The following is a 26,440-nucleotide window of genomic DNA, read 5'->3' as shown; positions in this document are numbered from 1 at the left end:
GTTGGGTCAGGTCGCGACGGGGAGAACCTCGACCGCGACCTCGGCCTGGGTGAGGGCGTGCACCAGGGCCGGATCCACCGGATGGGCGATCAGCCGGACGATCTGGCGGCCCTCACGAGCCAGCTGGATCAGATGGTCGGCGTCGGCGGTTTCGGCGTCGAGGCGCTCGGCGTCGCGACGGGCCATCTTCACCACCTCGGGCTCGACGTCGCCGTCCAGCACCAGAACGTCGGCCGAGCCGAGGGCGCGGAGCGCGCGGAGGGTCAACAGGTCTGAGGGCCCCTTGCCGGCGATGAAGCGCACGACGCCCTTGCGCGCCCCGCCCTTGGCCAGGGCCTCGCGGAACAGCTGCCCGGCGCGGTCCATGTCGCCCGTGCGGGCGGCGGCGGCGGCCTCGCCCATCACCGCTTCGCGCAGGAAGGCCCGGCGCTCATGCAGGGCCGGCAGGGTCTTGCGAACCTCGCTTTGGAACTTGGCGAGCAAGGCCGCGACCCGGCCCGTGCCCTCGGGCACCTGGGCCTCGATGTCGTTGCGCAGCATGGTGGCCAGCACCGGCGCCCCGCCGCCCGTCCCCACGGCCGCCACCACCTGGCCCCGGTCGATCACCGCAGGCGTATTGAAGTCGCAGAGCTCCGGCCGATCCACCACATTGACCAGGACCCGCGCGGCGCGCGCGGCGCCGGCGGCGGCCTGCACGAACACCTCGTCGGAACTGGCGATAAAGGCGAAGGCGGCGCCGCTATAGGATCCGGGCAGATAGGCGGCGTGACCGTCCAGGCGAACCAGCGTCGCGGGCGAGCCGTCAAACAGCCGCGCCTTGGCCTCGGCGGCTTCGCCAGAGCCGGCGATCACCACCTTGCGGCCGGCCAGGGGGAAGAAAGCGGGGAACGAGTCCAACACAAAACCTCGAGGCTTATTGCGAACGGCAGTCGTCATAGGGGCCGCCAGGGAAACCCGTGAGCATGGCGTCGGCGCCCTTGCTCCAGATCTCGGCCTGACCCGCGGTGTAGCGCGCCCCGGAGGCGGAACGCGCCAGCTTGAGCGTCTTGGTCACGCCGCCGGCGGAGACGACGACCCGTTTTCCGTGCAGGGCGTAGGCGGCGGTGAAACGCTTGCCCGCCTTGCAGCTGTAGCGGATGGGCGCGTCGGTCGAGTCCATCGGCGCGACCGTGGCGCAGCCCGCGAGCGTCGCCGATAGGATGGCGACGGCAATGACCATACGACGCATGACGCGAACTCCCTGGGTGACCGCAAGCATAGCCCGTTTCGCGCCCGGCGCCCCGCCATCCCGCCTCTAGGCCGACGATTTTCGTCAGAGGGACGTTCGTTGGTCGAGCGGTTGAAAATCCTTCTGGCCAAGCCATGTGTGAACGGTGTTAGGTTTCACAAGGGGGCGCGATGCGTCCCGTCTTTCGTTGGGAGGCGAAGACGCATGGCCATGACCCTCGATATCAACGGCAAGCCGGTTTCTGTGCAGGCCGCGCCGGAGACGCCCTTGCTTTGGGTGCTGCGGGACGAACTGGGCATGACGGGCGCCAAGTTCGGCTGCGGCGTCGCTCAATGCGGCGCCTGTACGGTTCATCTGGATGGCCAGCCGATCCGCTCCTGCGTCACGCCGATTGAGGCGGTGGGCGCCGCCAAGGTCACGACCATCGAGGGCCTGGGCGGTCAGCATCCCGTGCAACAGGCCTGGGTGCGTCACGACGTCCCCCAGTGCGGCTACTGCCAGTCCGGCCAGATCATGTCGGCCTGCGCGCTGCTGGCCCAGAAGCCCAAGCCCACGGACCAGGACATCGACGAGGCCATGGCGGGCAATATCTGTCGCTGCGGCGCCTACCAACGCATCCGCGCCGCGATCAAGGACGCCGCCGATTTCGGCCCGCCCACGGGTGAAGCGCACGCCGATATCGATGAAGCCATCGTCGCCGCCTCGGGCGCGACGCACCGGGGAGCTGGCCGATGAACGCCCCCGTCGATCCCAAGGGCCTGAAGGCCATCCAGCCCAGCCGCCGCGATGTCGTGGTCGCCTCCACGATGGTGGGCGGCGCGCTCCTGGTCGGGTGCTCTCCCGCCGACCTGATGAGCGCCGGCTCGAAGGTCGAGGTCGGCGCCTTTGGTCCGTTCATCAAGATCGCGCCCGATGGTGTGGTCACGGTGATCTCCAAGCACATCGAATTTGGCCAGGGCAATCACGCGGGCCTAGCGGCCATCGTCGCCGAGGAACTGGACGCCGACTGGAGCAAGGTGAAGGTCGAACAGGCCCCCGCCAACGCCAAGCTCTACGCCAACGGGAACATGGGCGCGCAGCTGACCGGCGGCTCGTCGGCGATTTCCAACTCGTGGGACCAGCTTCGCAAGGCGGGCGCGGGCGCTCGGGCGATGTTCGTGCAGGCCGCCGCCAACCGTTGGAACGTCCCGGTCGGCGAGATCACGCTGAAGGACAGCGTGCTGGCGCATAGCTCGGGCAAGACCGCCACGTTTGGCGAATTGCTGAACGACGCGGCCAAGGTCAACCCGCCGACCGATCCCAAGCTGAAGGATCCCAAGGCGTTCACCCTGATCGGCTCGGACCGCGTGCGCCGCAAGGACTCGCAGGCCAAGAGCGACGGCACGGCCCGGTTCACCCAGGACGTCCGCCTGCCCGACATGCTGACCGCGATGGTCGCTCACGCCCCCCGGTTCGGCGGCAAGGTGAAGAGTTTCGACGCGGGCGAGGCCAAGAAGGTCGCCGGTGTCGTCGACGTCTTTGAGATCCCGACCGGCGTCGCCGTCGTCGCCCAGAACACCTATGCCGCCCGCATGGGCCGCGAGGCCCTGAAGGTCGAGTGGGACGAAGAGAAGGCCGAGAAGCGCGGCAGCCCGGCGATCATCCAGGGCTATCGCGACGTGCTGTCCGGCAAGGACGCCTCGGTGAAATGGGAGCCCTTCGACCAACGCGGCGACGGCGCTGCGCTGGAAACGGCCAAGGGCGCCGACGTGGTCGAGCTGAGCTACGAGTTCCCGTATCTGGCCCACGCGACCATGGAGCCGATGAACTGCGTCGCCGCTGTCGATGGCAGCAAGGTCAAGCTGACGTTCGGATCACAGGGCCAGACCCTGGACCAGCTGAACGTGGCCAAGGTCGTGGGCTGTCTGCCAGGCTCGGTCGAGATCGAAACCCTGTTCGCCGGCGGCTCGTTCGGTCGCCGCGCCACCTTCCAGTCGGACTACGCCGTCGAGTGCGTCCACATCGCCAAGAAGGTCGGCAAGGGCCGTCCGGTGAAGCTGGTCTGGACGCGCGAAGACGACATGCAGTCGGGGTACTTCCGACCGATCGTCCTGCACGCGCTGAAGGTGAAGCTGGACAAGGACGGCCTGCCGGCGGCCTGGCGCCACCGCATCGTCACCCAGTCGATCATGAAGGGCGCGCCCATGCCGATGGGCAAGGGCCCCGACTCCTCGGCGTTCGAGGGCATCAACGACTCGCCCTATCTGAAGGCGACGCCCGTGGTCGACGCCCAGGTGGCGTTCCCCGACGTCGGCGTGCCGGTGCTGTGGTGGCGCTCGGTGGGCGCGACCCATACCGCCTTCGTGATGGAGCACACCATCGACCAGTTGGCCGCCAAGGCCGGCAAGGATCCCGTCGAGTACCGGCGAGCGCTCTACGCCAAGGCGGGCGCGGATCGTCACCTGGCCGTCCTGAACCTGGCGATGGAGAAAGCTGGCCCCAAGGCGACGGCGGGCTGGACGCGCGGCGTTGCGGTCCACGAGAGCTTCGGCTCCGTCGTGGCGCAGGTGGCCGAGGTCAAGCTCGAGGACGGCGTTCCGCGTGTGGGCCGCGTGGTGACCGCGATCGACTGCGGCGTGGCGATCTCGCCCGACCAGATCGCCGCGCAGATGGAAGGCGGCACGTGCTATGGCCTGTCGGCCGCGCTGTTTGGCGAGGTGACGCTGACGGACGGCAAAGTCGATCAGACCAACTTCGATGGATACCGCGTGCTGCGGATCAACGAGGCGCCGTCGGTCGAGACCCATATCGTGCCGTCGGGCAATCGACCCAGCGGCGTGGGCGAACCGGGTACGCCGGTGATCGCGCCGGCCGTGGCCAACGCCATTTTCGCCTTGAACAAGACCGCGACCTCGCGCCTGCCGTGGGTCAGCGCGCAAGCCTGATCGACCACCGGCAGTAAATACACGCTGGACGGGAAGAAATTCCCCGATCATCCTGTCGGTATGGGTGAGCGTAACCGTATCGTGTTTGACGAGCCGGCCTTGAGCGGGCGGGAGGTCTTATGGCCGACCGCCGTGTCTCTCCGACTTCCGGAGATCCCGCCATGCGTCGGCGCGTTTCCCGGCGAAGGGAAGACAAGCGTCAGCGAACCGCCTCGCCGAGGGGTGGGCGTGGATCAGGTTCAACGGTTGGCCGGTGTAGGCCGACACGCTCGCGATCTTGTACGAAGTCGCTCCATGGGTCGGGCCTGCGACGCGAAAGCTCGGCGTGGGGCGCGCCCATGAGATCGTGTTCGGATTCTGATCTCGACGCGCTCGGCGAGGAGGAAGACGTCGCCTTGTTCCTCCAGGCCCTCGCCAAGGTGGGCGTTGACTATCGTCGGGTGCTCAGTCTGCTCATTCCCCGTTTGGCGGCGCTTGAGGAGCGAGGCGACACCGCCGGCGCCTTGAGGCTGATCCGGGAGCTTCAAGCGATCGTCACGGCCCCGGAACCGCCGGAGCACTGAACGCTGTGGGCGGGCCTGTCTTTTCCGCGACGTCGCCTTAGCCGTTCGTCTCAACCCGCGCGAGGTCGCCGGGTCGATCGACATCGAGATGAACGCCGGGGTCCTCGACCGGAACGCGGATCAGTCGCGCGCCCGCTTGGTCGATGATCGCCCGTGCGCCTTCGTCGCCGGACAGCGCGACCAAGACCGGCATCCATTCGGCGCCGAACAGAACCGGATGGCCCCGGCGTCCAAGATGGGTGGGGGCGACGATGTCGCTCGGATCAGCGAGCATCCTGGCCAGATGTCTTGGCGTCGCTGGATCGATCCTGGGCATGTCGCCAAGAAAGACGAAGACACCGGCCGTGTCGTCCGGAACGCTGCGCGCCGCCGTCGCCAGCGAAACGCCCATGCCGGCCGAGGGATCATCGACCGCCACAAGCACCAGGCGGTCGCTCGCCGCCAGACGTGTCGCGGTCGCTTCAACCGCCTTGCGAACCGCCTGGTCAGGGCCCACCGCCACGAAGACCCGGCGCGCTGGCGACAGAAACGCGGTCCGCAGAGCGCCGGCCACCAGGGGCGCGCCATCCAAGGCTGCGGTCAGCTTGCCGCCGCCGAAACGAACGCCGCGACCCGCCGCCAGGACGATGGCGTCGAGAAGGCTCGTATCTCTTTGCGTCATGGGTCGCAGCGCCTATTCTAACGGTCCGACATGACGCCCTACGATGACAGCGCCGCGCAAGCGGTCTTGACCAACGCCCGAGCGCCCGGGCCGTCGCTGATCGACGGTTTTGGGCGCGCGGTCACCTATCTGCGCGTGTCGGTCACCGATCGCTGCGACCTGCGTTGCGTCTACTGCATGGCCGAGCACATGACGTTCCTGCCCAAGGCGGAGGTGCTGACGCTTGAGGAGCTGGATCGCCTAGCCTCGGCCTTTGTGGGCCTGGGCGTGCGCAAGCTGCGCCTGACCGGCGGCGAGCCGCTGGTGCGCAAGGGTTTCATGGCCTTGGTGGCCAGCCTGTCGCGACATCTGCGCTCCGGCGCCTTGGACGAGCTGACCCTGACCACCAATGGGTCGCAGCTCGAACGCTACGCCGCGGATCTGGCGGGCCACGGCGTTCGGCGGATCAACGTCTCGCTCGACACGCTGAAGCCCGACCTGTTCCGCGCCCTGACCCGGGGCGGCGACGTCGCGCGCGTTATCGCTGGGATCGACGCCGCCCAGGCGGCGGGGATGGCGGTCAAGATCAACACCGTCGCGCTCAGGCATGACAACGCCGGCGAGATCCCCGCGCTGATCCAGTGGGCGCACGCGCGCGGCTGCGACATCACCCTGATCGAGACCATGCCGCTGGGCGAGGTCGACCAGGATCGCACGGACCAGTTCCTCTCTCTCAAGGACGTCCGCCAGGACCTGTCGGCGTTCTGGACCTTGGAAGACATTCCCGACGCGACAGGCGGCCCAGCCCGCTATGTCCGCGTGGCCGAGACCGGCGGCCGGCTGGGCTTGATCACCCCGCTCAGCAACCACTTCTGCGACACGTGCAACCGCGTGCGCCTGACCTGCACAGGCACGCTGCACACCTGCCTGGGTCGCGACGACGCCAGCGACCTGCGCGCGGTGATCCGCAGCGGGGCCAATGACGCGGAACTGATCGACGCGATCTTCGCGGCGATCGGGTCCAAGCCCAAGGGCCACGACTTTCAGATCGCCGCCTCGCGTCCCGCCGTGGCCCGCCACATGTCGACGACTGGGGGCTGAAGGATGGCGCGGGTTCTCCTGTTTGGACGCCTGGCCGACCAGGCCGGCTGGCGCGAGCGCGAGGTCGAGGCCTTGGACCTGTCGACCCTGCGCGCCAGTATCGCCCGGACGGATCCGGACCTCGCCGGGGCGCTTGTCGCGCCCGGCGTGCAGGTCGCGGTGGACAAGGCCATCGTCCGAGGCGAGGCGGCGCTGTCGCCCGCCAGCGAGGTCGCCTTCCTGCCGCCCATGAGCGGCGGATGATCGTCACCCTGACGGACCAGCCGTTCGAGCCCGGGGCGCTTGTCACCGCCTTTTGCGCGGACCGTGATGAAACCGGCGCGGTGGCGACCTTCATCGGGCTCGCGCGCGCCGAAAAGGGAGCCGCCCGCGCGCTGGAGCTTGAGGCCTACCCGGGTTTCACCGATGCGGCGATCGGGCGGATCGCGCAGGACGCCGTCACGCGCTTCGCCCTGCAGGACGTCCACATCGTGCATCGTGTCGGCCGTATCGCGCCGGGCGAGGCGATCGTCTTCGTAGCGACGGCCGCCGCCCATCGCCGTGAGGCCTTCGAGGCTTGCGACTATCTGATGGACTATCTGAAGAGCCGCGCGCCCTTCTGGAAGAAGGAGCATGGTCCCGACGGTCCGCGCTGGATCGAACCCACCGCGCGCGATAGGACCGACGCCGAACGCTGGGATGAGGAGGCCTGAGTGTCCGAAGCGCTGAAACCCGGCGGCGGGATCAAGCCCGACCTGCCCTTCACGCCCGTTCGCGTCGCGGTGCTGACGATCTCCGACACCCGCGACGAGGCCAGCGACACCTCAGGCCAGATCCTGGTCGAGCGCATCAGGACCGCCGGGCATGAGCTGGGCGGCCGCGTGGTCGTGCGCGACGACATCGACCAGATCCGGGCTCAGGTTCGCTCTTGGATCGACAGCAAGACGGTCGATGCGATCGTGACCACCGGCGGGACCGGCCTGACCGGCCGTGACGTCACCGTCGAGGCGCTGGAGCCCTTGTTCGACAAGAAGATCGACGGCTTTTCGGTCATCTTCCATCTGGTCAGCTACGCCACCGTGGGCCTTTCGACCCTGCAATCGCGCGCGACGGCGGGCCTGATCGACGGCGTCTTCGTCTTCTGTCTTCCCGGCAGCAACGGCGCGGTGAAGGATGGCTGGGACAAGGTCATCGCCGCCCAGTTGGACAGCCGCCACAAGCCCTGCAACATGGTCGAACTGATGCCGAGGCTTCTGGAACGTTGAGCAAGCTCACCCATATCGACGACCAAGGGCGCGCGCGCATGGTCGATGTCTCGGACAAGGCGGCCACCGTTCGCGAGGCCGTGGCGACGGGTTTTGTGCGCATGAGCCCCGAAACCCTCACGCTGGCCATCTCGGGCTCGGGCCGCAAGGGCGACGTTCGCGCGGTGGCCGAATTGGCCGGTGTGATGGCGGCCAAGAAGACCTCGGATCTGATCCCGCTTTGTCATCCCTTGGCGCTGTCGAAGGTCGAGGTCGCCGTCGAACCGGCCGCCGACGGCCTGGCGGTGACAGCGCGGGTCAAGACAACGGGACCAACTGGCGTCGAGATGGAAGCCCTGACGGCCGCTTCGGTGGCCTGCCTGACGATCTACGATATGCTCAAGGCCGCCGAGAAAGGCATGGTCATCGAGACCGTTCGCCTTCTGGAAAAGACCGGCGGCAAGTCTGGCGACTGGAAAGCCGCCTAGACCTAGAGCTCTTTAGCTTTAGAGGCTCCCATCTAAACTCGACAGGCTTTAGCGCGCTACGCTGGCCCGGGCGCGCTTCAGGCCGGGACGCGCCGCCGGGGCGCCGGCCTCGTTCTGCTCGAGGGCCGCCAGCAGATCCGTCTTCAGCGTATTGAGCTTGCGTGTGTCGCTGACCTTGCCGCCTTCGGCCGTCTGAACATAGAAGGCGTCGACCGCCCGCTCGCCATAGCCGTCGATGTGGGCTGACTGGATGGACAGAGCGCTGTCGGCCAGGGTTTTGGCCAGGGCGTGCAGCAGGCCCGGACGGTCGCGTCCCGAGGCCTCGACCACCGTGGCGTCGTTGGAGGCGTCATTGTCGATCGTGACCGACGGGGCGATGGCGAAGGCGGCCGCACGCGCCAGTTCCGAGCCACGGCGGGGTTCAACCGCCAGGGCGTCACCCTTTCCGGCCGCTTCCAGAGCATCGGCCAGCCGACGAAGCGCTCGGGGATTTTCGCAACCAAACGGCGCGCCCATGACGTCCTGCACATAGAAGACGTCCAGGGCCTGGCCCTGGCGGGACGTGAACACGCGGGCGCCGACCACATTGCCGCCCAGAGACGAGATCGCCAGGGCCAGATCGGCGAACAGACCGCGCCGATCCTTGGCGGCGACGACCACCTCGGCCGCGTTGCTGCCCGGGCGGACCTGGCCCTCGGCCGCAGCGCCGCCCTGGATCGTCGCGCGACGGGCCAGTTCGGCGTGATGGAAGAGGTCGTCCTGCGAGAAGGCGCTGAAATAGGCGTTTTCCATCGCCGCCACCCAGCCCTTGGCGGCGGGATCCATTTCCAGCAGCGCGGCCCGCGCGGCCTCGGCCGTGCTCTCCTGATGGCGCTGCACATTGGCGGCGGCGTCGCTGCCGCGCCCACCGCGGAACACGGCCTCGGTGGCGTTGTAGAGTTCGCGCAGCAGCTGGCCCTTCCAGCCGTTCCAGACGCCCGGTCCCACGGCGCGGATATCCGCCACGGTGATCACCAACAGCAGTCGCAGGCGCTCGGGATTCTCGACGATCCGCGCGAAGGCGGCGACGGTGCCGGGGTCGGAAACGTCACGCTTCTGGGCGAAGTCGCTCATCACAAGGTGGTTCTCGACCAACCAGGCGACCAACTCGACCTTGCTGCGCTCGACACCCAGGCGCTCGCACGCGCTGCGGGCGCTGCGGGCGCCAGCCTTTTCCTGTCCGCCGACCCCGCCCTTGCCCGTGTCGTGCAGCAGCATGGCCAGGAACAACGACTCCCGGTCCTCGATCAGCGGCATGATCGAAACCGACAGGGGATGGTCCTCGACCAACTTGCCGGCGGCCATGTCGCCGATCACGCCAACCGCGCGCAGCGTGTGCTCATCCACCGTGTACGAGTGGTACATGTTGAACTGCATCTGTGCGACGACCCGGCCGAACTCCGGGACAAAGCGACCCAGCACGCCCGCATCGTTCATCAGGGTGAGGGTGCGGTAGCTGCGCTTGCCGCGCGCCAGCAGGTGCAGAAAGGCGCGGCAGGCGTCGGGGTCGCGACGAACCTTCGAGGTGATCAGCGGAAGGCTGCGGGTCACGGCGGTGAAGGCGTCGGGATGCAGATCAAGATCCCGCTCGTCGGCGATCTTGAACAGACGGATCAGGTTGACCGGATCGGTCTCGAAAATCTCTGGCCCGGCGATGTTGAGGCGACCGCCGTCCTCGTAGAATCCCTCGACGTCCAGCGCCTTGCGCTTGGGTCGTGCGCCCGGAAGGAATCTGGAGATGCCCTTGGGCTCGTTCTTGAAGTGCTCGGCTTCGAGCTTGGCCGAGAAGGCGCGGGTCAGGGTCCCGACCTCCTTGGCGATGAGGAAATAGCGCCGCATGAAACGCTCGACCGCCGGCGCATCGCCCCGGTCGCCGTAGCCCATGCGCCTGGCGATCTCCGGCTGCAGATCGAAGGTCAGCCGCTCCTCGGGTCGGCCGGTCGTGAAATGCAGATGGGCCCGAACCGCGTGGAGAAAGTCGAAGGCCCGGATGAAGGCCTTGATCTCTCGCGACGAGAACACCTCCATCTTGAAGACGTCCTCGGGCCGGTCGACTGGGTGCAGATACTCGGCGATCCACATCAGGGTGTGGAGGTCGCGCAGACCCCCCTTCCCTTCCTTGACGTTGGGCTCGACCATATAGCGGCTGGCGCCGGCGCGGGCCTGTCGGTCGTCGCGCTCCTTGAGCTTGGCGGCGACAAACTGGGCGCCGGTGGCCTTCATCACCTCGTCGCGGAAGCGCCGCTTCAGATCCTCGGCCAGACGCTCGTCGCCGGTGAGGCGCCGCGCCTCAAGGATCGAGGTGCGGATCGTGAAGTCTTCCTTCGAGAGGCGCACGCACTCTTCGATCGTGCGCGAGGCGTGGCCGACCTTGAAGCCCAGATCCCACAGCGCATACAGCATGTACTCGATCACGCTCTCGGCGTGCGGCGTCTGCTTGTAGGGTCGCAGGAACAGAAGATCGATGTCGCTGAACGGCGCCAGGGTTCCCCGGCCATAGCCGCCGACGGCCAGAAGGCACAGACGCTCGCCTTCGGTCGGATTGCGGGCCCGGAAGACGTGGACCGTCGTGAAGTCGTAGAGGGCCGTGATCACCTCGTCGGTGACCCCGCTGAGCAGACGACTGGTCTCGACGCCGCTGGCGCCGTTCTCCAGCCGCTCCTTGGCGATCATTCGGCCGCGGAACAGGGCCTGCTTGAGAATCTCAATGGCGCGGGCGCGCTGTTCGGCCTCATTGCCGATCGAATCCAGGGCGGCGGCCGAAAGCCTCGCCCGAAGGGCGTGACCGTCGACGACGTGTTCCAGGCGGGTGGGGCGAAGGCGACGGGGCATGCGGGTAATATGGTTACATCCTAGGCCCTGAGCAGACCCTTAAGACGATAAAGCGCTTCCAGGGCTTCGCGCGGGCTCATGCCGTCAATGTCGAGATCGGAGAGCGAGGTCTCGACCGCGCTCGGCGCCGCCTTGGCGGGCGCGGTCATGGACGTCGCGGCCACGGCCTGGCTCATCGCAAACAGCGGCAGATCATCCAGCTTGGCCGGCGACTGGTCCTTGCTCTCCAGGCGGTCCAGCACCTCGCGGGCGCGGACGACGACAGGCGCCGGCACGCCGGCCAGCTTGGCCACCTGAACGCCGTACGAGCGGTCGGCCGGACCGGGCGCGGCTTCGTGCAGGAACACCAGGTCGCCGTTCCACTCCTTGGCCCGGAGGCTGAGGTTGGAGACGAAGGCCATCCGCGTCTCCAAGGTCGCCAGCTCGTGATAGTGGGTGGCGAACAGGGCGCGGCTCATGTTGACGTCGTGCAGGGCCTCGGCGCAGGCCCAGGCGATAGCCAAACCGTCATAGGTGGCCGTGCCTCGGCCGATCTCGTCGAGAATAACCAGACTGCGCGCACCGGCCTGGGTGAGGATGGCGGCGGTCTCGACCATTTCCATCATGAAGGTCGAGCGGCCTCGGGCCAGGTCATCGCCGGCGCCGACACGGCTGAACAGGCGGTCGACCACGCCCAGCCGGAAGCTGGCGGCCGGCACGTAGCAGCCCGATTGGGCCAGGATCGCCAGGAGCGCGTTCTGGCGCAGGAAGGTCGACTTACCGGCCATGTTCGGGCCGGTGACGATCGAGAGGCGCGCGCCGGTCTCGCCAGAAGCGTCCAGGCGGCAATCGTTGGGCGTATAGGGCTCGCCCGCCCGCTTGACGGCGGCCTCGACCACCGGGTGGCGCGCGGCCCTGGCGTCGAAGGCCAGGGATGTATCGACGATCGGCCGCACGGCGCCGGCGTCCTCGGCCCATTCGGCCAGGCTGGAGGCGACGTCCAGGCGTGCGAGGGCCTCGGAGGCGATCTGGACGGCGTCGGCCAGCATCCGGGCCTGCTCGCGCCAGTCCTCGAAGGCGGCGACCTCCATGGCCAGAGCCCGCTCGGCCGCCTGGGCGATGCGGGCGTCCAGGTCCGCCAGTTCCACGGTGGTGAAACGCACCTGGTTGGCCAGGGTCTGGCGGTGGATGAAGGTGGCGTTCAACGGCGGCTGGAACAGCGGATCAGCCTTGCCCGCCGTCGCCTCGACGAAATAGCCGAGCACGCCGTTGTGACGGATCTTCAGCGGAACGCCGCTTTCCAGAGCGAGCTGCGACTCGAGCGCCGCAATCACCTTGCGGCTGTCGTCGCGCAGGTTGCGGGCCTGATCGAGTTCGGGGCGGACGCCCGAGGCGACGAAGCCGCCATCGCGCGCCAGGGCCGGCAGGTCGGGGCCAAGGCCCTGCTCCAGGGTGGCCAGGAACTGGGAAAGGCCCTCGTGCAGCGACGGCGTCAGGGCCTTGAAGACATGCTCAAGTTCGTAGGGCGGCGGCGAAAGCGGATCCGGCGACCCGCCGGCCATGCCGGCCAAGCGCTCACCGACCTTCAGGGTGTCGCGGATGCAGCCCAGGTCACGCGGACCGCCTCGGCCAAGCGCCAGGCGCGAAAGCGCGCGGGCCATGTCGCCGGCGCCTTTCAGCACCTCGCGCAGGCGCTGGCGCAGCTGGCGGTGCTCGACGAACCACTCCACCGCGTCCAGACGCTGGTCGATGGCGGCGACATCCAGCAGCGGACGCGCCAGACGCGAGGCCAGCATCCGCGCGCCGCCCGCCGTCACCGTGCGGTCGATGGCCGCCAGCAGCGAGCCGTTGCGGTCACCGCTTTGGGTGCGGTCGATCTCCAGGCTGGAGCGGGTGGCTGGATCGATGGCCATGACGTCGGCGTCGGCTGCTCGCCGCGGGGCTCGCAGCGCCGGCAGCCGACCCGCCTGGGTCATCTCCAGATGGGCGGCGATCAGACCCAGGGCCCCGATCTCGGCCGGCGACAGACCGCCAAAGCCGTCCAGGGTCTCGACGCCATAGAGGCGCTTCACCCGGGTCTCCGACGCCTGCGGCTCGGACAGCGCTGACGGCATCGGCTGCACCAGTCCGCCGCAGATCCTCAGGGTCTGCGAAAGGCTGTCGTCCGATAACAGGCGGTCAGCGACCAAGGTCTCGGACGGGGCCAGGGCGGCCAGGATCGGGGCGACCCCCTCCTTGGCGACGGCGAAGACCTCAACCTCGCCGGTGGACAGCTCGACCGACGCCACGGCCGCCTGGCCCGCGCGCAGGGCCACGGCCGCCAGGCGATTGGCGCCCCGGGCGTCGAGAAGCCCGTCCTCAGTGAGCGTGCCCGGTGTCACCACCCGAACGATGTCACGACGGACCACCGCCTTGGAGCCGCGCTTCTTGGCTTCGGCGGGGTCTTCCATCTGCTCGCAGACGGCGACCTTGAAGCCCAGGCGGATCAGCTTGGACAGATAGGCCTCGGCCGCGTGCTGCGGCACGCCCGCCATCGGGATCGGCTGGCCGTTGTGCGTGCCCCGGAACGTCTGACTGATGCCCAAGGCGGCGGCGGCCTTGTAGGCGTCGTCGAAGAACAGCTCGTAGAAGTCGCCCATGCGGAAGAAGATCAGCGCATCAGGCTGCCGCGCCTTCATCTCGAAGAACTGCTGCATCACCGGCGTCGCGCCGGTGGGGTCGATCTCGTGGGCTGGGGTTGGCGAGGCGTGGGCGTTCATCGCCCCGGAAACTACAGAGCGTCGCGGGTGGCGTTAAGGGGCGGCGTTAAGGAATTCCGGGAATGTCAGGCCAAAGGCACCAAGAGAGTGCTTGACGATTGATCGTCCGAAAGTTGAGCTGTCGCCATGAGCGCCGCCCATCAACCGCTTCCACCCAGGCCCGCTGTCATGGGCGCGTATCGACCCGACTGGTTGGAGAAGCCGTCGGGGGACGACATGGCGGCGTTCTACCCTCCCCGGGCGGCGCGTCGGGAGATTTCGGGCAAGGTGACGATGGTCTGTCAGGTGAAGGCCGACGGGCGGCTTGCGGACTGTCGCATCGCCAGCGAAACGCCGGAGGGAGAGCAATTTGGCCAAGCCGCTCTACGCCTGGCGCCCAAGTTCCGGATGATCCCGCCCGATGATCTTCGCCCGAACCCGGGCCAGGTGACCATTCCGTTGGTTTTCCAGATTCCTGAGCCTTCGCAGACGATGGGACTTGGCCCAAAGGACGCTCGGCTCCTCGTCCAAGGCGGCGCCGTCGTCGCGATCGTCTCGACGGTGCTGCTGTTGGCGTTCATCTGGATCTTAGGCCGCTATCACAATCGCGCGGCCCGCAGCAGAGCATCGAAGCCCTAGCTGCCCGTCACCTCTTCCCAGAAGCGCTTGGCCTTGCCGACGAAATTGGCCGACTTGGGGTTTTGCTTCTCGCCACAGAGACCGGCCAGCTCACGCATCAGTTCCTTCTGGCGCGCGGACAGGTGGGTGGGGGTCTCGACGAACAACTCGACCACCAGGTCGCCGCGCTGGCGGCTGCGCAGGGACGGCATGCCCTTGCCCTTAAGGCGGACGGTCTTGCCGGTCTGGGCGCCCTCGGGCACCTGGACCTGGACCTTGCATTCGCCATCGCAGTTTTCACCGCCCCGCAAACAGGGGGCCTCGATCTCACCGCCGAGCGCCGCCGTGGTCATCGGCACCGGCACGGTGCAGAGGAGGTCAAGGCCGTCGCGCTCGAACAGCTCGTGTGGGCTTACCGACAGGAAAATATAAAGGTCGCCGCGCGGCCCGCCGCGCGCGCCCGCGTCGCCCTCGCCCGCCAGGCGGATCCGGGCGCCGTCGTCGACGCCCGCCGGGATACGAACCGACAGGATGCGCTCGCGACGCACCTGGCCATGGCCATGGCAGTTGGAGCACGGGTCCAGAACCAAGCGGCCAGATCCGCCGCAGCGCGGGCAACCGCGCTCGACGGCGAAGAAGCCCTGGGTCGCGCGAACCCGGCCTGCGCCGCCGCAGGTGCCGCAGACGGTGGGGCTGGTGCCGGGCTTGGCGCCGGACCCTTCGCAGACCTCGCAGGTCATGGCGGCGGGGACGGTGATCTCCACCTCAGCGCCCGCATAGGCCTGCTCAAGGCTGATCTCCAAGTCGTAGCGCAAGTCCTGGCCGCGCTGCGGTCCATTGGACTGGCGACGGCCGCCGCCGAACATCTCACCGAACACGTCGCCAAAGACGTCGTTGAAGATATCGCTGGCGTCGAAACCCTGGCCGCCGAACCCGCCCGCACCGCCCTGCGGACCGTTGACGCCGGCGTGGCCGAAGCGGTCATAAGCCGCGCGCTTCTGGGGATCGGAAAGGACCGAATAGGCCTCGTTGATTTCCTTGAACCGCCCAGCCGCAGCTTCGCAGCCGCCGTTGCGGTCAGGGTGGTGTTCCATCGCCAGCTTGCGGAACGCGGACTTCAGACCTGCCTCATCGACAGTCCGGGTCACGCCGAGAATTTCGTAATAGTCGCGCATCGTCAGCGTCTGGCGCCCAAAAGGCCCACGAAAGTGGCGTTGTTACAGGGAGAGGTGGGATAGCCCCAGGCCCGGCGCAAGGCGCTCACGGACCCTAGGACAGCAGGTCGCGGCTGCGGAACGATCTTATGGCGATGGTTCCGCAGCGCGCGCATGACGGTCTTAAGCCGCCGGCTTGTTGTCGTCGACTTCCTCGAACTCGGCGTCGACGACGCCGTCGTCGGCCTTGGCGTCATCGCCGTCGGCCGAACCTTGTTGGGCGGCGTACATGGCTTCGCCCAGCTTCATCGAGGCCTGGATCAGGGCTTGGGTCTTGGCCTGGATGGCCTCGACGTCTTCACCTTCCAGAGCCGTCTTCAGCTCGGTGATGCCGGTCTCGATCGCGGTCTTCTCAGGCGCGCCGACCTTGTCGCCGTGCTCGGCCAGGGCCTTCTCGGTCGAGTGCAGGATCGCCTCGCCCTGGTTCTTGGCCTCGACCAGCAGCTTCTTCTTCTCGTCCGCAGCCTTGTTGGCCTCGGCTTCCTTGACCATGCGCTCGATGTCGCTGTCCGAGAGGCCGCCATTGGCCTGGATGCGGATCGAGTGCTCCTTGTTGGTCGCCTTGTCCTTGGCGTGCACCTGGACGATGCCGTTGGCGTCGATGTCGAAGGTGACCTCGATCTGCGGCACGCCGCGCGGCGCCGGCGGGATGCCCACCAGGTCGAACTGACCCAGGATCTTGTTGTCCTGCGCCATCGGGCGTTCGCCCTGGAACACGCGGATCGTCACGGCCGACTGGTTGTCGTCGGCAGTCGAGAAGGTCTGCGAGCGCTTGGTCGGGATCGTGGTGTTACGCTCGATCAGCGGGGTGAACACACCGCCCAGGGTCTCGATGCCCAGGGTCAGCGGAGTCACGTCTAGCAGCAGCACGTCCTTGACGTCGCCTTGCAGAACGCCGGCCTGAACGGCCGCGCCCAGCGCCACGACTTCATCGGGGTTCACGCCCTTGTGGGGCTCGCGACCGAAGAAGTCCTGCACCGCCTGCTGGACCTTGGGCATGCGGCTCATGCCGCCGACCAGGATCACTTCGTCGATGTCGCTCTTCTTGAGGCCGGCGTCCTTCAGGGCCTGTTCGCACGGACCGATCGTGCGAGCGATCAGGTCGTCGACCAGGGCTTCCAGCTTGGCGCGCGACAGCTTGATGTTCAGGTGCAGCGGGCCCGAGGCGTTCATGCTGATGAACGGCAGGTTGACCTCGTACTGAGCCGTCGACGACAGCTCCTTCTTGGCCTTTTCCGCCTCTTCGCGCAGACGCTGCAGAGCCAGCTTGTCTTTGCGCAGGTCGACGCCCTGCTCCTTCTTGAACTCGTCGGCCAGGTAGTCGACGATCCGAAGGTCGAAGTCTTCACCGCCCAGGAAGGTGTCGCCGTTGGTCGACTTCACCTCGAAGACGCCGTCGCCGATTTCCAGGATCGACACGTCGAAGGTGCCGCCGCCCAGGTCATAGACGGCGATCTTCTTGCCGTCGTTCTTGTCCAGGCCATAGGCCAGGGCCGCGGCGGTCGGCTCATTGATGATGCGCAGGACTTCCAGGCCGGCGATCTTGCCAGCGTCCTTGGTGGCCTGACGCTGGGCGTCATTGAAATAGGCCGGAACCGTGATGACCGCCTTGGTCACCGGCTCGCCCAGATGGGCTTCGGCGGCTTCCTTCATCTTCTGCAGGATGAAGGCCGAGACTTCCTGCGGGCTGTAGTCCTTGCCGTGGGCCTTGACCCAGGCGTCGCCGGTGGGACCCTTGACGATCTCGTAGGGCACCATGCCCTTGTCCTTCTCGACCACCGGATCGCTGGCGGTGCGGCCAATCAGGCGCTTGATCGCGAACAGCGTGTTGGTCGGGTTGGTGACGGCCTGGCGCTTGGCGGGCTGGCCAATCAGGCGCTCACCGTCCTCGAGGAAGGCGACGACCGACGGGGTGGTGCGAGCGCCTTCGGCGTTCTCGATCACCTTCGGGGTCTTGCCGTCCATGATGGCGACGCACGAGTTCGTGGTGCCAAGGTCGATACCGATAATCTTGCTCATCTTCGTACCTGTCGCTCCTTTAGGCGGACGGCGGTGACAAGGGCCTTCTCAGAAGCGCCCCGGTTTTTCTCGCTCCGTCCCCAGTGGCTTCGCACTCATTACGGTTCAAGTTCCGCACTCCGCGCCGTCGACGAAAATCGAACGGGCCGAATGCGTTGTGCGAAGTTGACGAGCCCGTCAACCCCGCTTCGAAGCCGGATATGGGGGATAGGCGCCGCCACGCAAGGCCATAACCCCTTCAGCCAAGGGGGAATCTGGCTTCGGGACGAAGAAAAATGGCCGCAAACGGCGCCGTAGCCGAGCATCATGGCCTTCGCTGGAACGGGTCTCGTCGACCACGGGGCGAAACCATGCATGATCATCCGCTTTGTGAAACATAGCCGGGTCCGTCAGGCTGCGACGGCGTCTGAGTTCTGGATGATGTTCAAGCCCCTCGCCGTCACACCCGGCTTTGACGTCTGGCCAGGTTTCCTGGATCTCCCAGCCCAGCGCGCTTTGGTCGATGCGGTCTTCGCCGCGGCGGAACAGGCGCCCTTTTCGAACTATGGGACCGCCTATGGAAAGGCGATGAGTGTCGCCATGACCGCGTTCGGGCCGCTGGGCTGGACCAGCGACGCCAGCGGATACCGATACGCCGACCGACACCCCGGCACGGGCCGACCCTGGCCTGAAATGCCCTCGGCGCTGCTCGATCTCTGGAAGCGGCTCGGCGACGCCGATACGCCCCCGGACTCTTGTCTGATCAATCTCTATCGGGACGGCGCCCGCATGGGCCTGCATCAGGATCGTGACGAGGCTGATCCCCGGTTTCCGGTGCTGTCGATCTCGCTCGGCGACACGGCCGTGTTTCGGATTGGCGGCCTTGACCGCAAGGATCCGACCCGGAGCCTGAAACTGTCCTCGGGCGATGTCTGCCGATTGTCGGGACCCGCGCGGCTTGCCTTCCACGGGGTCGACAGGATCCAGCCAGGCTCATCCAGCCTGGTCCCCGGCGGCGGCCGGATCAACCTGACTCTGCGAAAGGCGCTTTAGAGACCATCCCGAGAGACGACGGATCCGAGGCCGGACCAGATTTAGCGGCCTAGTTGTCTTTGACGTAGGGGACAAACTCTCCGAGCCGTATCCCGCCGTTGTAGCCCGGCCCCGCGCCACGCCCGCCATTGTCGCCGGTAAGCAGGTTATTGCCTTCGCACAGGTTCACGGCCTGATTGAGCATCAGCGCGTTGTTCGAGTTCAGATCCTCCAAGCCCGCCGTCGGCCTGTTCACATAGAGCGTTGGGCTGCCGCGAAGCCGGTAGACGATCGCGGTCCCCGTGATGATCTCGGTGGTGATGATCTTACGGACCTCGATGCACGGGATCGCGGCGCGAACCGTGCGGCCCTCCAAGATCTTGGCCAGCTTCTGTTCGCCTTTGGCGTCTTCGGCTTGAGCGCCCGACGCCATCGCGAGCCCCAAACTCGCCAAGAGGGCCAATGTTGTCGTTCTCTTGCCCACCCGCAGACTCCCCATCCGACTAGATGTCAGGAGACTCAACCACAAATAGTCCGACGTCAATCGCTGTCGTCAGCAGCTGTCGCGCATTTGCCCTTCAAGGTGGGCAGAGCGCCGGTTCTCGAGCGACAAGATCGATGGCGTAAAAACAAAGGGATCGCCCCTGTCGGAGCGACCCCTTTACAAATCCATCCTCTTGAAGGCGTCCGAGGCCTAGGCGTCAGCCGCGCAGCTTGCGCGTCAGCGTCTCCAGGTCGTGGTTCAGCGCGCTGTCTTCGGCGCGCAGGGCCTCGATCCGGCGCACCGCGTGCAAGACCGTGGTGTGATCGCGGCCACCGAAGCGACGACCGATATCCGGCAGCGAACGGGTGGTCAGTTGCTTGGCCAGCCACATGGCCGCCTGACGCGGACGCGCCACGGCGCGGTTACGGCGCTCGCTGAGCAGATCAGCCTGCTTCATGCCGTAGTGCTCGGCGGTGGCCTTCTGAATGTCGTCGATGGTGATGCGCTTCTCGCCCGAACGCAGGTGCGGACGCAGGATCGCCTGCACCTCGTCCAGGGTCATGCGCGAGAGGCCTTCACCGGCGCGCGCCGAAAGGGTGTTCAGCGCGCCTTCCAGCTCACGGACGCTGTCCGTGAAGCGGTCAGCCAGGAACTGCATGACCTCGGGACGCATGCTCGGCTCGAAGCCATGGGCGGCGGACAAGGTCTGGATCTTGCGCTCAAGAATGCCGAGGCGGAGATTGCGGTCCGCCGGCTCCAGGCCGCAGACGAGGCCCGCCGACAGGTGCGAACGCAGGTGAGCGTCCATCTCGGTCATCGCGGACGGCGGACGATCGGCCGAGAACACGACGCGACCACCCTCCCCGACCAGAGCGGTCAGGGTGTGGAACAGCTCTTCCTGCGTCGACTGCTTGCCAGCGATGAAGTGCACGTCATCGATGATCAGCAGATCCGCCGCGCGCAGCTCTTCCTTGAAGGCCGCCGTCTGGCGATCCATGACAGCGCGCACGAAGGTCGACAGGAAACGCTCGGCGGTCAGATAGACCACGCGCTTTTCCGGCGCATTGCGCATGGCTTCCCAGGCCAGGGCGTTCAGCAGGTGCGTCTTGCCGAAACCGTAGGGGCCGTGGAACAGCACGGGATTGAAGTGACCGTCCGCCCAATTGGCGATCCGCCGCGCCACGGCGTGCGCGAACTCATTGGCCGGGCCCGGGACGAAGGTCTCGAAGGTGAAGCGTTCCTGCAGGCCCTGGGTGCGCGGCGACTTGGCGCTGGGCGCCACAACGCTCGGCGCGTCGGAGGAGACGGGCAGGACGATTTCGATCGGTTCAGCGGCCATAGCCTTGGGGGCCGCCTCGACATAGACGCCTGCGGCGGCTTCGAACTCGAGGCGCGACTTCAGGTCGATGCGACGACCGGTCGCATCATGAGCGGCCCACAGTTCGCCAATACGCCGCCAGGCGCTGCGACGGATCCAGTCGCGGGCGATGCCCGTAGACGTCACGAGGACGACGTCGCCGGTGGCGGCTTCGCGCAACATGGCCGGCGCGATCCACGACCCGAAGGCCGCGTCACCCAGCTCGCGCTTCAACGCCACGCAAACTTTCGACCACACGTTCGCCGCCGGCTCGCAAGCCGCCGCGATCGCCGCCGAGAAGTCCTGGCTGGCAACCCCGCCCTTCATGGTCATTCGTCCACCGCCTTGCACAAAAACAATCGCCGCATAATTCAGCCGCCGCCCCCCATGGCGCGCGACCGTTTTTCCCAACGCACACAGGTTCTTACTCGGCGAACACGATGGGTCCGCCGCCGCCTTGTTTCGTCCAAGACTGGAAGAGCGTTGAGGCCCTTAAACTAGCCAGCGGAGGGGGCCGGTCAAACGGAAAACTTGCGTCCGATCGCGGATATTTCTGTTGACTCGCGAGAGCCCCTCGCCCCGCAAGGGAATAGCGTCACCGACTACTCAGATCACAGATTGCAACACTAGAAATAGAGCGTTGGATTCAAAGCAAAAGCCGACCAGGTCTCCCTGATCGGCTTCTGTAACTATTTGAAAAGATTAGACGAACGAGGTTCGTCCAGAATCTTGACTAGGCTGCGGCCTTGTCCAACTTCTTCAGACGCGCGGCCAGACGCGAGACCTTGCGCGAGCCCGTGTTGGGGTGAACCACACCCTTCGAAACGGCGCGCATCAGCTCGGACTGAGCCTCGACGAACGCGGCCTTGGCGACGGCCACGTCACCCTTGGCGATCGCGTCTTCGAACTTGCGCAGGAAGGTACGAACGCGCGAGCGGCGAGCGGTGTTGACTTCGGTGCGGCGAGCGATCTTGCGGATCGCTTTCTTGGCGCCGGGATTATTGGCCATTGGTCGGACCTTCAAACGGACAGCCGCGCGGGCGGCCGCGAAGCAGGTGGAAATGTGAGCGCGCGGATATACGGGAAGCGCTGGCCGGGGTCAACGGTCCACAGGCAGGATTCCCGAGGCCGCTTCGCCGTCACCGTTTCGGTTCTGGATCACGCGCCCTTGAACGCGGGTTTACGCTTCTCGACGAAGGCTGTCATGCCTTCCTTCTGATCTTCGAACGCAAACAGCGAATGGAACAGTCGACGCTCCAGCGCCACGCCGGTTGTCAGGGTCGTTTCATAGGCGGCTTCGACCAATTCCTTGTTCATAGCCACGGCCAGCGGCGACTGACTGGCGATCTTCGCGGCGATCGCCAGGGTCTCATCGATCAGGCTGTCGGCGGGGAAGATGCGCGACACCAGACCCGAGCGCTCGGCTTCCTCTGCGCCCATCATCCGGCCGGTCAGGATCATGTCCATGGCCTTGGACTTGCCGACAAAGCGGGTCAGACGCTGAGTGCCGCCAATGCCAGGCGCCACGCCCAGATTGATCTCTGGCTGGCCGAACTTGGCGGTGTCGGCCGCCAGGATGAAGTCGCACATCATCGCCAGCTCGCAACCGCCGCCCAGCGCGTAGCCGGCGACCGCGGCGATGATCGGCTTGCGGCACTGTTCGATCGCCCGCGCGCCAGCGGTGAAGAAGTCGGCCTTGAACATCTGCGCATAGGTCTTGTCCGACATCTCCTTGATGTCGGCGCCGGCGGCGAAGGCCTTGGCCGAGCCGGTCAGCACAATGCAGCCCACGCCGTCATCGGCCTCGGCCGCCGCCAGCGCCTGTGCCAGTTCGCCGAGCAGAGCGGTGTTGAGGGCGTTCAGCGCCTCAGGCCGGTTCAGGCGGATGAGGGCGACGCCCGGCGCGCTTTCCGGCGCCTCGACGATCAGGGTCTGGAACTGGGCCATCATAGTCTCCTGCTTGAGCAGGCGCAGTTATAGAGAGCCCGATGGCGTTGGGGAGCCCCCCCGACCGCCCAAGTCGGCGCGTAGCTTCGCCCGCGATCAAGGCTGACGACCAGAAACCGATCGGGTCGCCGCTAGCCTTCGGCGGGGACGACGCCGAACTGGATCCAGAGCGCCTTGTCCTTGAGGTTCTTGCGGACCCAGGCCGCGTGAATCTCCCGCTCGGCGTCGGTGGAGCGCGGCGCGAGCGGTCGGGGGCGGGCGCCATAGGCGCCTTGAACCGCAGCCGAAACCGCCAAGACGCCAACCGAATGGGTCAGCTCCAGGGCGCGTTCCTTACCGCCCTGAAGCTCCAGATAGACCTCGGCCAGCAGGTGGGCGTCGATCAGGGCGCCGTGCTTGTCGCGGCTCTCCAGGCTGATCTTGAACCGCTTACAGAGCGCGTCGAGCGAGTTGTACATGCCCGGAAAGCGCTTCTTGGCCATGGCCAGGGTGTCGACCCAGCGCTCCTCGTGGATCGGGGCCTTGCCGCACTTTTCCAGTTCGAAATTGACGAACTGGCGGTCGAAGGCGGCGTTGTGGGCCACCACGACGCTGTCGCCGACAAAATCCAGGAAGCGATCGGCGATCTCGTGGAACTTCGGCTTGCCCGTCAGGAAGGCGCTGGACAGGCCGTGCACCTTCTCGGCCTCGGCCGGCATGTCGCGCAACGGGTCGCAGTACTCATGGAAAGAGCGACCGGTGGGCATGAAATCGACGACCTCGATACAGCCGATTTCGACCAGGCGGTCGCCGGTCTTCGGGTCGAAGCCGGTGGTTTCGGTATCGAGGATGATCTCGCGGGCCATGGCCCCTTCCATGGAGCCGTTCGCGGTCGGCTTCAAGCCGAGCGGGCGGTTCTCAACAGAGTCAGAAGGTCGCGGACCTGCTGGCGGGCGTGATCGAGGCCTTGCCCTGTGTCGATGACGAAATCGGCGCGTGCGCGCTTCTCGGCGTCTGGCGTCTGGCGGGCCAGGATGGCCTCGAACTTCTCCGGCGTCATCTCCGGGCGGGCCAGGACCCGCGCGCGCTGAACATCGGCCGGAGCCGACACCACCACCACCCTGTCGACCCGCTTTTCGCCGCCCGTTTCGAACAGCAGCGGGATGTCGAGCACGACGATTTCATGGCCCTCGGCCTTGGCCTGCTCAAAGAAGCCGATGCGGTGGGCGCCCACCAGCGGGTGGACGATCGCCTCCAGCTTGGCGAGGGCCTCGGAATTTCCAACGACCTGGGCGCTCAGCTTGGCTCGATCGATCGCCCCGTTCACGACGACGCCGGGAAAGGCCGCCTCAACCGGCCCCACGGCGGCTCCGCCCGTCGCGTACAGGGCGTGGACGGCCGCGTCGGCGTCATAGACCGGCACGCCTTCGTCCTGGAACATCTTGGAGGTCGTCGACTTGCCCATGCCGATCGAACCGGTCAGCCCAAGGATCAACATTTCAGACCTCGCCCAGGAGCTTGAGCGCCAGGACCCGAACGTCGACCGCAGGGGAGGGGGCCTGACCATAGATGGCTTCAAAGGTGGGGATCGCCTGACGCAGCAGCATCTCCAGCCCGTCCACCGTGCGGCGACCAGCGGCCTCGGCGCGGCGCAGGAACTCGGTCCGCAGCGGCTTATACACCATGTCCATCACGACGGCGGTCTTGGGGGTCAAGGTCAGGTCGGCGGCGGGGCCTGACCCACCACCCAGACCTAGGGAGGTGGCGTTAATGACCAACCCCGCTTCGGGCAGCAGGGCGGGGAGGGCGTCTTCACCCTTGGCCACGACCCTCTCTCCGAACGTGTCGGCCAGCTCCTCGGCGCGCGCGACAGTGCGGTTGACGACAGCTATGCGCGGCGCGCCGGCCAGCAGCAGGGCCGCAACCGCCCCCCGGGCCGCGCCGCCGGCGCCGAGAATGACCACCGGTGCGGCCGTGACGTCGAAGCCCGGCGCCTGGATTGCGATCGCGCCCAACAGGCCCGGACCGTCGGTATTGTCGGCATGGACGCGGCCGTCCTCACTGAACAGCAACAGATTGGCCGCCCCGGCCATCCGCGCCAGATCGCTGGCGGTGTCGGCGACGGCCAGCGCCCGTTCCTTGAAGGGGATGGTGACGTTAAGCCCGCGCACCGCGCCGCCCCGCAAACCATCGACAAAGGTCTCGAACTGATCCGCCGCCGGGGCGAATGGAACATAGGCCGCGTCGAGGCCGGCCGCTGCGATCCAGGCGTTGTGGATCACCGGGCTCATCGAATGGGTGATCGGCTGACCGCAGACGCCGCCGACAATGGCGCCGCCGGTGATGACATGGCTCATGCCGCCAGGGCTCCATGAAGGCGCAGGAAATCGAGCAGACCGACCAGAGGCAGGCCCAGGATCGTGAAATAGTCGCCGTTGATCTCGTCGAAGAGCTGAACGCCCTCGCTCTCCAGCTCATAGCAGCCGACCGACCAGAGCAGCGCCTCGCCGCGACGCTCTATATAGCGGTCGAGCCAGGCGTCGCTGAAGGGTCGCACCGACAGCTTGGCGGTCTCGACGATCCGCCAGATCGGCCGGCCGTCCCGCGCCACGACCACGGCCGAGTGCAGTTTGTGGGTGGTTCCGCGCAGCTCAAGGAGGCGGGCGCGGGCTTCATCCAGCGAACCGGCCTTGTCGATCAGGTGCCCCTTCAGGTCGAGGGTTTGATCAGCGCCGATCACTAGGCCTGGCCGCTTGGTCGAGACCTTGACGGCTTTCATCTCGGCCAGGGCGTCGGCGATGTCGCGCGGCGTAACGTTCTCGGCGAGCAGCCCGGCCTTGGCGGCGTCCTCATCGACCCCAGGGCTGACGGCCTCGAAGAGGACGCCGGCGTTCTTCAGGATCATCTGGCGCGCCGAACTCTGCGAGGCCAGGGTGACGGGCGTCAGGCTCATCCCAACACCTCGACCTTGCCGCGTCCTCCGGACAGCAGGTTAATCACCGCCGCCGCCGTCTCCTCGACAGAGCGACGCGTGATGTCGATCACCGGCCAGTTCTGGCGTTCGAACAGGCGACGCGCGGCGATGATCTCCTGGCGAACCGCGTCAGAGTCCACATAGTCGCTTTCTCGGTTCTCTTTCAGCGAGAGTAGGCGGTTGCGACGGATCTGGATCAGTCGATCCGGCGAAGTGACCAGACCCACGATCAGGGTGTTCTTCAGTTCGAATAGTTCCGGGGGCGGCGGCCGGCCCGGAACCAAGGGCACATTCGCCGCACGCACGCCCCGATGGGCCAGATAGATGCAGGTCGGCGTCTTGGAGGTGCGTGACACGCCCACCAGGATGACATCGGCTTGGGTCAGGTCCTGACCTCCCTGGCCGTCATCGTGGGCGATGGCGTAGTCCAGGGCTTCGATACGATCGAAATAGTCGTTGGTCAGGGCGTGCTGGGCGCCGACGCGGGTCGATATCCGCGCGCCGAGATAGCGGGACATGGCGCTGATCACCGGATCGAGCGCGGCGATGCACGGCATCTCCAACTTGCGACAGCCTTCCTCGAGGGCGGCGCGCAGGCCCGGATCGACGATGGTGTGCATCACCACCCCCGGCGCCCCGGCGATCTCCTCCAGCGCCCGATCTAGCTGACGGGTGGAGCGCACCAACGCATAGATGTGCTCGATCGGCAGGATGTCGGTGAACCGCGCGCAGACTGCCCGCGCCATCGCGTTCAAAGTCTCGCCGGTGGAGTCCGAAACAAGGTGGATATGGAAATAGGTCGCAAAGCGCGGCGGCAGCCTTTCGCCCTCGCCCTGAGCCAGACTCTCCTGTGGATCATCCGTTAACGGTTGCTTAACCACTTGCCCTGCCTCTGGGGACGTCCGGGCGCCGAACAGCCCCGAAGACGTCGTGACACGGCGCCGCTGTGATCAACGGTCGCATTGCTCGCCTACCATCCCCAGGCGTGCGCCGCATCCCCCGAAGTCTGAATCCTAGTTGTCCCTAGGGCCTGAAAGAGTCTGGCAAGGGGCTTTTCGCGCCCGGCGCGACGTTAAGAATTC

At 66.8% G+C, this 26,440-nt stretch carries 26 protein-coding genes; 10 read left to right on the top strand and 16 right to left on the bottom strand.

What is annotated here, in order from left to right; all coding sequences use genetic code 11:
• Nucleotides 1-6: 6 nt before the first annotated feature.
• Both CA606_RS00130 and CA606_RS00125 read right to left on the bottom strand, forming a co-directional pair.
• Nucleotides 7-897 carry an NAD(P)-dependent oxidoreductase gene (locus CA606_RS00130; protein ID WP_096052950.1) on the bottom strand — a complete coding sequence of 297 codons (891 nt, stop codon included), beginning with the start codon at nt 895-897 and terminating at the stop codon, nt 7-9.
• Between the two features lie 16 nt (nt 898-913).
• Nucleotides 914-1,258 carry an MliC family protein gene (locus CA606_RS00125; protein ID WP_096052951.1) on the bottom strand — a complete coding sequence of 115 codons (345 nt, stop codon included), beginning with the start codon at nt 1,256-1,258 and terminating at the stop codon, nt 914-916.
• A 174-nt stretch (nt 1,259-1,432) separates the two neighbouring features.
• On the opposite strand from CA606_RS00125, the gene CA606_RS00120 reads away from it, so the two are divergent.
• The 3 genes from CA606_RS00120 (at nt 1,433) to CA606_RS00110 (ending at nt 4,715) form a co-directional block, all read left to right on the top strand.
• On the top strand, nt 1,433-1,963 hold the full coding sequence (locus CA606_RS00120; RefSeq protein WP_096052952.1) for a (2Fe-2S)-binding protein: 531 nt from the start codon (nt 1,433-1,435) through the stop codon (nt 1,961-1,963).
• A complete protein-coding gene (locus CA606_RS00115; RefSeq protein ID WP_096052953.1) occupies nt 1,960-4,152 on the top strand; it encodes a xanthine dehydrogenase family protein molybdopterin-binding subunit in 2,193 nt (730 codons plus the stop codon). Before CA606_RS00120 ends, CA606_RS00115 begins: the two co-directional genes overlap by 4 nt.
• Before the next feature lie 338 nt (nt 4,153-4,490).
• Nucleotides 4,491-4,715 carry a hypothetical protein gene (locus CA606_RS00110; protein ID WP_096052954.1) on the top strand — a complete coding sequence of 75 codons (225 nt, stop codon included), beginning with the start codon at nt 4,491-4,493 and terminating at the stop codon, nt 4,713-4,715.
• Nucleotides 4,716-4,752: 37 nt separating this feature from the next.
• Here the strand turns inward: CA606_RS00110 and CA606_RS00105 are convergent, their stop codons facing one another.
• On the bottom strand, nt 4,753-5,376 hold the full coding sequence (locus CA606_RS00105; RefSeq protein ID WP_096052955.1) for a nucleotidyltransferase family protein: 624 nt from the start codon (nt 5,374-5,376) through the stop codon (nt 4,753-4,755).
• A 30-nt stretch (nt 5,377-5,406) separates the two neighbouring features.
• Between CA606_RS00105 and moaA the strand changes: the two genes are divergently transcribed.
• The 5 genes from moaA to moaC are packed head-to-tail and all read left to right on the top strand — an operon-like array spanning nt 5,407 to nt 8,167.
• Entirely contained in the window at nt 5,407-6,456 is a 1,050-nt protein-coding gene (moaA, locus tag CA606_RS00100; RefSeq protein ID WP_096052956.1) for a GTP 3',8-cyclase MoaA, read from the top strand.
• Nucleotides 6,457-6,459: 3 nt separating this feature from the next.
• Complete coding sequence (locus CA606_RS00095; RefSeq protein WP_096052957.1) at nt 6,460-6,699, top strand: MoaD/ThiS family protein; 240 nt, start codon at nt 6,460-6,462, stop codon at nt 6,697-6,699.
• Nucleotides 6,696-7,148 (top strand): molybdenum cofactor biosynthesis protein MoaE, encoded by a 453-nt coding sequence (locus tag CA606_RS00090; protein WP_096052958.1) that lies wholly within the window; start codon nt 6,696-6,698, stop codon nt 7,146-7,148. The genes CA606_RS00095 and CA606_RS00090 overlap by 4 nt, the downstream gene beginning before the upstream one ends.
• The gene (gene moaB, locus CA606_RS00085) at nt 7,149-7,700 is read left to right on the top strand and encodes a molybdenum cofactor biosynthesis protein B (protein WP_096052959.1); all 552 of its coding nucleotides are present in this window, start codon (nt 7,149-7,151) and stop codon (nt 7,698-7,700) included. It begins immediately after the preceding gene.
• Nucleotides 7,697-8,167: a cyclic pyranopterin monophosphate synthase MoaC gene (gene moaC / locus CA606_RS00080; protein WP_096052960.1), complete on the top strand. Its 471-nt coding sequence runs from the start codon at nt 7,697-7,699 to the stop codon at nt 8,165-8,167. Before moaB ends, moaC begins: the two co-directional genes overlap by 4 nt.
• Nucleotides 8,168-8,215: 48 nt before the next feature.
• Here the strand turns inward: moaC and CA606_RS00075 are convergent, their stop codons facing one another.
• Together CA606_RS00075 and mutS are read right to left on the bottom strand one after the other, a co-directional pair.
• Entirely contained in the window at nt 8,216-11,038 is a 2,823-nt protein-coding gene (locus CA606_RS00075; RefSeq protein WP_096052961.1) for a [protein-PII] uridylyltransferase, read from the bottom strand.
• A gap of 20 nt (nt 11,039-11,058) precedes the next feature.
• Complete coding sequence (mutS, locus tag CA606_RS00070; RefSeq protein ID WP_096052962.1) at nt 11,059-13,776, bottom strand: DNA mismatch repair protein MutS; 2,718 nt, start codon at nt 13,774-13,776, stop codon at nt 11,059-11,061.
• A gap of 126 nt (nt 13,777-13,902) precedes the next feature.
• Here mutS and CA606_RS00065 point away from each other — a divergent pair, with 126 nt between their 5' ends.
• Nucleotides 13,903-14,394, top strand: a complete 492-nt coding sequence (locus CA606_RS00065; RefSeq protein WP_096052963.1) for an energy transducer TonB — start codon at nt 13,903-13,905, stop codon at nt 14,392-14,394.
• On the opposite strand, the gene dnaJ is transcribed toward CA606_RS00065, so the two are convergent.
• Entirely contained in the window at nt 14,391-15,548 is a 1,158-nt protein-coding gene (gene dnaJ / locus CA606_RS00060) for a molecular chaperone DnaJ (RefSeq protein ID WP_096052964.1), read from the bottom strand. The genes CA606_RS00065 and dnaJ overlap by 4 nt on opposite strands.
• Before the next feature lie 162 nt (nt 15,549-15,710).
• Nucleotides 15,711-17,606 carry a molecular chaperone DnaK gene (dnaK, locus tag CA606_RS00055; protein ID WP_096052965.1) on the bottom strand — a complete coding sequence of 632 codons (1,896 nt, stop codon included), beginning with the start codon at nt 17,604-17,606 and terminating at the stop codon, nt 15,711-15,713.
• A gap of 417 nt (nt 17,607-18,023) precedes the next feature.
• On the opposite strand from dnaK, the gene CA606_RS00050 reads away from it, so the two are divergent.
• On the top strand, nt 18,024-18,638 hold the full coding sequence (locus CA606_RS00050) for an alpha-ketoglutarate-dependent dioxygenase AlkB (protein ID WP_096053933.1): 615 nt from the start codon (nt 18,024-18,026) through the stop codon (nt 18,636-18,638).
• 49 nt (nt 18,639-18,687) lie between these two features.
• Here CA606_RS00050 and CA606_RS00045 read toward each other — a convergent pair whose 3' ends face one another.
• The 9 genes from CA606_RS00045 to CA606_RS00005 all read right to left on the bottom strand — a co-directional run bounded on the left by CA606_RS00045 (nt 18,688) and on the right by CA606_RS00005 (nt 26,239).
• Nucleotides 18,688-19,101: a hypothetical protein gene (locus CA606_RS00045; RefSeq protein ID WP_181242709.1), complete on the bottom strand. Its 414-nt coding sequence runs from the start codon at nt 19,099-19,101 to the stop codon at nt 18,688-18,690.
• Between the two features lie 217 nt (nt 19,102-19,318).
• Nucleotides 19,319-20,791, bottom strand: coding sequence for a chromosomal replication initiator protein DnaA (gene dnaA, locus CA606_RS00040; RefSeq protein ID WP_096052967.1), 1,473 nt, complete (start codon nt 20,789-20,791; stop codon nt 19,319-19,321).
• A 400-nt stretch (nt 20,792-21,191) separates the two neighbouring features.
• Complete coding sequence (gene rpsT, locus CA606_RS00035) at nt 21,192-21,467, bottom strand: 30S ribosomal protein S20 (protein WP_004617408.1); 276 nt, start codon at nt 21,465-21,467, stop codon at nt 21,192-21,194.
• 149 nt (nt 21,468-21,616) lie between these two features.
• Nucleotides 21,617-22,405 carry an enoyl-CoA hydratase gene (locus tag CA606_RS00030; RefSeq protein ID WP_096053934.1) on the bottom strand — a complete coding sequence of 263 codons (789 nt, stop codon included), beginning with the start codon at nt 22,403-22,405 and terminating at the stop codon, nt 21,617-21,619.
• Between the two features lie 131 nt (nt 22,406-22,536).
• Nucleotides 22,537-23,250, bottom strand: coding sequence for a DNA polymerase III subunit epsilon (dnaQ, locus tag CA606_RS00025; protein WP_096053935.1), 714 nt, complete (start codon nt 23,248-23,250; stop codon nt 22,537-22,539).
• 32 nt (nt 23,251-23,282) lie between these two features.
• Entirely contained in the window at nt 23,283-23,882 is a 600-nt protein-coding gene (coaE, locus tag CA606_RS00020) for a dephospho-CoA kinase (protein WP_096052968.1), read from the bottom strand.
• Between the two features lies 1 nt (nt 23,883).
• Nucleotides 23,884-24,741: a shikimate dehydrogenase gene (gene aroE, locus CA606_RS00015; RefSeq protein WP_096052969.1), complete on the bottom strand. Its 858-nt coding sequence runs from the start codon at nt 24,739-24,741 to the stop codon at nt 23,884-23,886.
• Entirely contained in the window at nt 24,738-25,337 is a 600-nt protein-coding gene (locus CA606_RS00010) for a Maf family protein (protein WP_096052970.1), read from the bottom strand. The genes aroE and CA606_RS00010 overlap by 4 nt, the downstream gene beginning before the upstream one ends.
• Nucleotides 25,334-26,239, bottom strand: a complete 906-nt coding sequence (locus tag CA606_RS00005; RefSeq protein ID WP_096052971.1) for a pyruvate, water dikinase regulatory protein — start codon at nt 26,237-26,239, stop codon at nt 25,334-25,336. The genes CA606_RS00010 and CA606_RS00005 overlap by 4 nt, the downstream gene beginning before the upstream one ends.
• Nucleotides 26,240-26,440: the final 201 nt, after the last annotated feature.

The organism is Caulobacter vibrioides (genome assembly GCF_002310375.3).
GTDB lineage: Bacteria > Pseudomonadota > Alphaproteobacteria > Caulobacterales > Caulobacteraceae > Caulobacter > Caulobacter vibrioides_D.
Note: the sequence above shows the minus strand (reverse complement) of the source record. Positions and strands in the feature narration are given on the sequence as shown.